Here is a 6987-nt window from a genome sequence, read left to right on the forward strand (position 1 = left end):
ATTGTTCATGAAGAGAGTTTTACCATCAATCGAAAAACCGACAATGCTGAGCTGGAACTACTGGCCTTAATTGAAGCATTGGAATACGCAGAAGATGGGGACGTTATCTATTCGGACTGCGATTATTGTGTGAAAGGTTTCAATATCTGGATGGATGATTGGAAAGACCGAGGCTGGCGCCGCGCGGATAAGAAACCCGTCAAGAACCGTCATCTGTGGCAACAAGTGGATGAGCTGAGTTCCAGAAAGTATGTTGAGGTAGTTAAAATCAAAGCGCACTCTGGCATTGAGGGAAATGAGAGAGCGGATATGTTGGCGGTAGATGCAGCGAGAAACGACATCTACTAGCACAACAATGCGGCTTGTGGGGTTGATACCTACAAGCCGCTATTACCAGTTATTTGCGTTTTTGTAGATAACATATATCTGAAGGGATATGCGATGTGAGAGCGGGATTAGTTACGGTTTGTTCTGTGACATCACGACTTCCCCTAATATTGGATAGGCTTTTTACTCATACATGTACTATCCTAAAGTGATTTTTAACTAAGTCGATACCGCCAAAATTAGAATAATCAGACATGGTGCCTCCGGTTTAAGCAATGACCACATGAGTGTGGCAGATCCTCGGAAGAGGGAATCCATGTCATTCGTTAGTTTTATAGAGGAAATATTGTGGAAATCTGGAAGTTATTGTTCTTTATACCTGCGTGTTTTGCGCTCAATATGACACCAGGACCAAACAATCTATTATCAATGAATAATGCTCGTTGTTATGGCTTCAAGTCTGCATTTATTGCTGGTCTTGGCCGGATTGCAGCGTTCACAGTAATGATCGCGTTAGCTGCTTCAGGGTTGGCGGTGGTGCTTTACGCATCTGAGACCTTATTTTTAACCATTAAAATCGTAGGTGCGGCGTACTTGTTGTGGATTGCTTTTAATCTATGGCGTTCGGAGACAAGTCCCATCGCTGAACTAGAAAATACTCGCAACCGACTAGGTTTAGCTAAACAAGAATTTTTGTTAGCTGCTGGTAATCCGAAGGCGATCTTAATTTTTACTGCTTTTCTTCCACAGTTCGTTGATGTTTCGGCTAGTGTAAATGAACAGTTCCTTGTTTTAGGGGCTACGTTCATAATATTAGAAATGGGTGCAATATCGATTTATGCCATATTCGGAATATATTTAAGACAGTGGTTCACGAAACCGAAAATGGCGAAGCGCTTCAATAGAGGCTGCGCAACCTTTTTAGCTATGTCTGGAGCAAGCCTGTTACTAAGTCGCCAGCAATAAAACTAACAAACGCTTTAAGACGGATTCGCAACGTTCGGCGGTTTTGGTTTGATTTGGCTTTAGTGTTTACAGCGTAATAGTTAAGTATCGTGGTAGCGTTGCTCACCACTTAAGCGGGCGTTATGTTTACGGGAGAAAGCGGTGATTTTAGGGCTCAATCATATAACCATTCCAGTTAGTGACTTAGACCGTTCTCTTCAGTTCTATCGCGAGACGTTGGGGTTCTCAGCTCATGCTAAGTGGGACAACGGAGCTTATTTATCAATAGGCGAACTCTGGTTTTGCCTTTCCCTCGATGAACCTTGCCCTAAAACAGGCTATAGCCACGTAGCTTTTGATATCGAACCAAAAGAATTTGAAGCGTTTGCGAAGCGCATAGTTTCATTGGGTGCAGAAGTTTGGAAAGAGAATATGAGTGAAGGGCACCCACTTTATATCTTAGACCCTGATGGCCACAAGCTAGAGATACATTCAGGTTCGCTGAAAAGCCGGTTAGAATCTCTAAGAACGAAACCATATAGTGGACTCGTTTGGCTTTAAACATACAAGCATTTAGGAGTGACTTGCAACGCTCGCCGTTTTCTCTTTGCTTAAAGTATAGGCAAGCGAAGCACATCTTAATGTATCAATTAGGAGTATTAATGAAAGGTTCTTGTTTATGTGGTGACATTCAGTTTGAAGTTAAAGGTGTTAAGCCTAATTTGTATCAGTGCCACTGCTCGGTTTGTCGTAAATCAACGGGTTCGACCTCAAATACAGCTGCGATAGTAAATGAAACAGCATTTAATTGGACAAAAAAGGTATCAGAAATTCGAGAGTTTAGTCTCGAGAGTGGATACCGTGTTGATTTTTGCGGTCGTTGTGGGAGTCCAATACCTAATAAACTAAGAGGTCGAAAGTTAGTTTGGGTTCCAGCTGGGCTACTTGAAGAGAATGAGCTTAAAATAACTCAACATATCTTCGTTGGATCTAAAGCACATTGGGATATCATAGGAGGTTCAGCGACACAGCACGAAGAAATGCCGAACTTAGAAGAGTTTGTAGAGTTATTAGATCGTTGAAGCAAATGAACATACAGACAGTCTAAGCAAGTTCGCAACCCTTGGCGCTCTGGGTTTCCAGCTGTGGTTTTTAGGTGATACAGCGACATAGTCTTATGGGTTGCTGATTACTGCACAGGCATTACCCGTTTTCTCAACGTAGGTGGTCAGGGCTAAGAAGCTTTTGCCCCATTCCTTGTTAGTACGCTCACTCATTTACATCATATTGATGCTACTTGCACGCAGTACAACTTATCCCAAAATAAGACAACCAAGCCGAGTTAAACGTAGGCTTGGTTGTTGTGACATTAAGTTCTAGTTCTAGGGTATAAGATAATCAAACTCATGATACCGATTAATACCGCGGCAAAAACCGAAGTAAAACGCACAAGGTCATCTGAAATCGCACTGATACTTGTTGAAGTAATCCCATAGAATACTAAAACCACATAACTGGAATACATCAGTTGAATTGAGTTATAGCTAGCTTTCTTTGTAACGGCATGAATCCCCATAAATAAAGCACTGACTACAGCAACACCCACAGTTCCTACCAAATTGACTTGCAGCAAACTCATGATTAGGGGAGGAATGGCATACAGCACGCTCGCGTATGTTGTAAGCAGCCTTCTTAAACCATAATCTTTACCAATACTAGGATCAGGATCTTTAATCATTAACGCGACGATGATGGTAATAATCGTACTTTGCTCTAAGTCCAATTGTATCGTACACACCATCATGGTCATGACAATGATCGCTTTGAGCAAGGTTTGCCAATCAAGCAAATATTTCGTTGTCGAATTGACAGGTGGCATGCTTATCGCGAGTGGCTCACCTCGTGGAAATAGTAGGTAGGCCAAATAGGCGGTGAAGCCAGCGATAAAAATATTTTTTAGCAGAGCCATGGGGATTTGCTCAACGCTAATCCCTTTTTGCTGCGTAAAAACAGCAATCATTGCGGTTGAGACAATCAGCAATATAGCAAATACATCTTGCGGATTTTTCTTGGTACGCTCCATGCACCAGTAAAAAATTCCAAACAAGAACAGATAGTAAACATGTACGTAATCAATCAATAGTTCACTCATTAGTGCCTGAAACCAAGCAGTAATGAATAAAATGCCCCCCATAACAAACACCATAATTACAGGCGGTGGTTCATGAGTTGTAGTGAGAAAAACCGCACACATCGCTGGAGCGAGTAAAGGCAAATCCGTCCCATATACATATTGCCAAAACAGCAAAAGGACAGGGAATACCGCAACTCTTATAATTGGGTTAGCGGCACTATGATACATAACTGATATAACTCCATGCCCAGATCCACAAATCTTGTAGTCTCTCACCTAGGTAGCTTTCATCAGGGTAGAAACCCACCACAGCTCGACCACCGTATCTCAGATTTAGATCGGCAGGCAACGACGTGAACTCGATATTGACGGGGAAACGCTGCGCTTTTGAACTGCTTGTTGGTGACGTCATAAGGCCATTACTGGCATCTTGGGCAAGGCTACCATTACCGCTACTTCCCCAACCGATTGAAGATATTTTTCCTTCATAGACCTCTCCAGGGTTTGCATCAAAAACAATTTTGACGTTATCGCCAGGCTTTAGATGAGCCAGTGAATTCTCTCTCACCATGGCCGTCAGCCATAAGTTGTTGTTATTGATAAAGGTAAGAAGTGGTTGCCCAGCAGCAGCATAATCGCCAACAGCAACATCCATATTAGTGATAACACCATTAGCAGGTGCCGTCAGTTTGGTGTGATTGAGGTTTAGTAGAGCCTGCTCTTGTCGGTTTAATACCGATTGGATTTCAGGGTTATCAATTCCTCTCGGGCCAAACTCTTGTTTCGCTTTTTCTAGTGCTGATGACGCTTGAGCCAACCCCGCTTGGGCCGTCTCTAGTTCGGCGATTATGTTATCCATTACCGCTTGACTTATCGTTCCTTTATTGGCAAGTACGCGATTACGCTCCACATTCTTCTTAGCATTATTGACCTTAACACGAGCTGCGACTTCATTTGCTTGAGCGACACTGATTGCTGCTGAATCCGCTTCATAAGACTGAGCTGCTTGTTGCAAATCAAATTTGGCGGCCTTAACGGCTAATTCAAAAGGACGCGGATCGATCGTGACGAGTTCATCTCCTGCCTTGACAATACTATTGTTAGTAATAAGTACTTGTGAAATAGGGCCAGAGACTTCTGGGCTAATGCGGATCAATTGGCCATTTACTCTAGCTTGATCTGTCATTGGCGTCATTCTGTCCGCCCATAAGGTGTAAAGCCAAAGAGCAGCAACTAAGGCAAAAATGTAGTAAGTGAAAGAGCGAGCTTGGCTAATTTTTTTATCGCTTTGTTCAGCACTAGTTTGGACATTGTTATCTGACATTTTCTGTTCCTACTGTCGTTTACTGAGGTTGTTCCAGTAAATTTATCTTTTTATAAATGATACTTTTCTTAGTTCGTACTTCGACGGCAATGGTAATGATGAATGCAAATAGGCCAACCAGTGCAACAGCACTTGAAGAAGAAACCATCACTTCGCCAGCGTACTTAGTCCAGATCACAGCTATAGCCACAAACCAGCCAAATAGCGCTGCTGCATGGGTGACTGCAATAGGAACAAGGTGAGACCAAAAACCACTCTGAAGTTGACTAATGTGTTGTGGGTGGGATTTGTTGAGCTGATGAATAAATAGCTTGGATGTGATCAACGACAAAATGATCCCTAAACCAAAAGTTAGAGATACCGCTTGTCCCCACACAGTCACTTCAGAATTAGTGATCACGTTAAGCGACATCGGTACGCTATCCATTCCTTTGAAATGGTGGCTCGCAATATAACCATTGATAACGCCGTTAATCACGCCACCAATCAATGAATCTTTCACTTTGATATCCACGTCTAGCACCTTCACTGTTGTACAATAAACTCTTACTGATTATAACGAGAATGTTCGAATAAATGCATATCAAACATGACCATTTTTGATACTGTTGTGACTAGAGCATACTTGTGCGCCATGATAACTGTGGAAAGGAGTCAATCATGAATCTCGATAAAGCGTTGTCAAATATTAGCGAGAAGAATAACTTCATCTACTTAACGTTAGCTTTAATCATGCTGTTAATTGCCGCCGCCCTCGTTCAACTACTACAAGACAATGTGATCGAATACGTCATACAGGGGATTATGGTAGTGATTTTTATTGTTTGCTTTGTAAGTTTGCGCTTTGATCGAAAGTGGACGCATTTTTTAAGAGGTTTAGCCGTGGTTTGGATAGCTGCTATTGCCGCGAAACACCTCTTTCATATCAAAGAGATGAGCATATTGATGCTTTCTCTGACTTTTGTCTTTTTCTATGGCACTTTCCAATCTTTAGTAAGAAAAATCTTGTTTTCAGGCCAAATAGACACCAACAAACTTATTGGTTCTGTAGCCCTATTCTTATTGCTTGGTTTAATGTGGGCGGTGGCGTACCTTTTGTTACTTGAGCTAGACCCTTTCGCATTTCGCGGGTTAGAAGCAATTCCTTGGGAAGATAATTTTTCTAATAGCGCTTATTTTAGCTTCGTGACCTTAACCACTCTCGGTTATGGAGATATCAGTCCCGTGACTCCAATTGCGAAAACGTTAGTCTATTTAGAGTCGGTTGTTGGTGTTTTTTATATGGCAGTAGTGGTGTCTAGTTTAGTCAGTTCGAATTTAGGTAGAAACACGGCTAGATAAAAGATATCCCTTAAGTGGTCAAGTTATCGCTAATGAAAATTGCTAGATTCGTATTGCTTCATTAATATGATAAGGGACTGTTCCGAACCTTACTTTCTAATCAGTATTGCCGTTTGAGTTTTGGATTAGTAAACGTTATGTCAAAAAGAAATAGGTTTTTTTAGCTCTAAATGACTTCTGTCCAAAAATGAGTTTAGAAGACTGGCTTATTGATGGCTTATTGATTGTGCAGTTTGTGTGTATAGAAGCAAAAAAAGAATGGGGAGCGTAATTGCTCCCCATTGTAGTTTTTATCGTTGCTGGTGGCATTACTTTTCTTTGATGACTTCACAGCCTTCAGGCACGGTGATGGTCGATACATCCTTGCCTTCCTGCTGTGCCGCTTTCACATCCATTTTGTATTGAGTGCACTTGCCCACACTGACGTTGACGGCTCCCGAATCTTCTGATGGGTTGCCGCCCAGTGTTCCACCAGCAAAGGCGAAAGAGGTAGAGAAAACTAATGCTGCCGCGATGAGTAGAGTTGACTTGTTCATAGTTGATCCTTACGAGTTGGTTGAGTGTGTTATTTGGGAATTGGAAGTTAGAAGATGTAGACAAAGCTGCCAGCGCTGGAGGTGACTTCGATTTCTTTCACGTTGTCTACAGTGCAGTTGTTGCTGTATCCGGTGTAGGTTTGGCCGAACTTCAATGAAACGTTTCTTGATAGCTCTGAGGCTGTTCCTGCGGGTAATCGGCAGTTGCCACGGTTAATCACCACATCGCTAATTACGGTGTTGTCGGTGATGGCTTGCAGATCAAAGACCAATGTTCCCCAGTGAGGGTTAGTCGATATCGACACTTCAATATCAGCCGTTGCTGCTTGAGTCTCTTCTTGGTCGCCACAAGCGGTGAGTCCGATAAACAGCACGCTCAT

At 42.4% G+C, this 6987-nt stretch carries 10 protein-coding genes; 5 read left to right on the forward strand and 5 right to left on the reverse strand.

Annotated elements, in window-relative coordinates; genetic code table 11:
* From ACQEXP_RS21075 to ACQEXP_RS21090, 4 genes are all read left to right on the forward strand, one after another.
* A partial coding sequence (locus tag ACQEXP_RS21075; RefSeq protein WP_426971445.1) for an RNase H family protein occupies positions 1 to 348 on the forward strand: 348 nt, incomplete at its 5' end.
* Positions 349 to 675: 327 nt separating this feature from the next.
* Positions 676 to 1293 carry a LysE family translocator gene (locus ACQEXP_RS21080; protein WP_426971446.1) on the forward strand — a complete coding sequence of 206 codons (618 nt, stop codon included), beginning with the start codon at positions 676 to 678 and terminating at the stop codon, positions 1291 to 1293.
* 141 nt (positions 1294 to 1434) lie between these two features.
* The gene (gene fos, locus ACQEXP_RS21085) at positions 1435 to 1833 is read left to right on the forward strand and encodes a FosG/FosC2-related fosfomycin resistance glutathione transferase (RefSeq protein ID WP_426971447.1); all 399 of its coding nucleotides are present in this window, start codon (positions 1435 to 1437) and stop codon (positions 1831 to 1833) included.
* Positions 1834 to 1934: 101 nt separating this feature from the next.
* Positions 1935 to 2354, forward strand: a complete 420-nt coding sequence (locus tag ACQEXP_RS21090; RefSeq protein WP_045618549.1) for a GFA family protein — start codon at positions 1935 to 1937, stop codon at positions 2352 to 2354.
* A 287-nt stretch (positions 2355 to 2641) separates the two neighbouring features.
* Here ACQEXP_RS21090 and ACQEXP_RS21095 read toward each other — a convergent pair whose 3' ends face one another.
* Genes ACQEXP_RS21095 through ACQEXP_RS21105 form a run of 3 tightly spaced genes read right to left on the reverse strand, consistent with a single transcriptional unit; the run spans position 2642 to position 5244 of the window.
* The gene (locus ACQEXP_RS21095) at positions 2642 to 3634 is read right to left on the reverse strand and encodes a DUF2955 domain-containing protein (protein ID WP_021453684.1); all 993 of its coding nucleotides are present in this window, start codon (positions 3632 to 3634) and stop codon (positions 2642 to 2644) included.
* Entirely contained in the window at positions 3624 to 4730 is a 1107-nt protein-coding gene (locus ACQEXP_RS21100; RefSeq protein ID WP_069547178.1) for an HlyD family secretion protein, read from the reverse strand. Before ACQEXP_RS21100 ends, ACQEXP_RS21095 begins: the two co-directional genes overlap by 11 nt.
* 19 nt (positions 4731 to 4749) lie before the next feature.
* Positions 4750 to 5244, reverse strand: coding sequence for a hypothetical protein (locus tag ACQEXP_RS21105; protein ID WP_017041459.1), 495 nt, complete (start codon positions 5242 to 5244; stop codon positions 4750 to 4752).
* 146 nt (positions 5245 to 5390) lie between these two features.
* Between ACQEXP_RS21105 and ACQEXP_RS21110 the strand changes: the two genes are divergently transcribed.
* On the forward strand, positions 5391 to 6071 hold the full coding sequence (locus ACQEXP_RS21110; protein ID WP_021453143.1) for a potassium channel family protein: 681 nt from the start codon (positions 5391 to 5393) through the stop codon (positions 6069 to 6071).
* A 308-nt stretch (positions 6072 to 6379) separates the two neighbouring features.
* Here ACQEXP_RS21110 and ACQEXP_RS21115 read toward each other — a convergent pair whose 3' ends face one another.
* Together ACQEXP_RS21115 and ACQEXP_RS21120 are read right to left on the reverse strand one after the other, a co-directional pair.
* On the reverse strand, positions 6380 to 6607 hold the full coding sequence (locus ACQEXP_RS21115) for a hypothetical protein (protein ID WP_426971448.1): 228 nt from the start codon (positions 6605 to 6607) through the stop codon (positions 6380 to 6382).
* A 47-nt stretch (positions 6608 to 6654) separates the two neighbouring features.
* A partial coding sequence (locus ACQEXP_RS21120) for a hypothetical protein (RefSeq protein ID WP_426971449.1) occupies positions 6655 to 6987 on the reverse strand: 333 nt, incomplete at its 5' end.

The organism is Vibrio sp. TRT 1302 (assembly GCF_050113875.1).
Classification (GTDB): domain Bacteria; phylum Pseudomonadota; class Gammaproteobacteria; order Enterobacterales; family Vibrionaceae; genus Vibrio.

Coding starts and splice junctions, on each gene's coding strand:
- ACQEXP_RS21110 (WP_021453143.1), top strand. CDS start 5,391: ATGAATCTCGATAAAGCGTTGTCAAATATTAGCGAGAAGAATAACTTC.
- ACQEXP_RS21095 (WP_021453684.1), bottom strand. CDS start 3,634: ATGTATCATAGTGCCGCTAACCCAATTATAAGAGTTGCGGTATTCCCT.
- ACQEXP_RS21115 (WP_426971448.1), bottom strand. CDS start 6,607: ATGAACAAGTCAACTCTACTCATCGCGGCAGCATTAGTTTTCTCTACC.
- ACQEXP_RS21100 (WP_069547178.1), bottom strand. CDS start 4,730: ATGTCAGATAACAATGTCCAAACTAGTGCTGAACAAAGCGATAAAAAA.
- ACQEXP_RS21090 (WP_045618549.1), top strand. CDS start 1,935: ATGAAAGGTTCTTGTTTATGTGGTGACATTCAGTTTGAAGTTAAAGGT.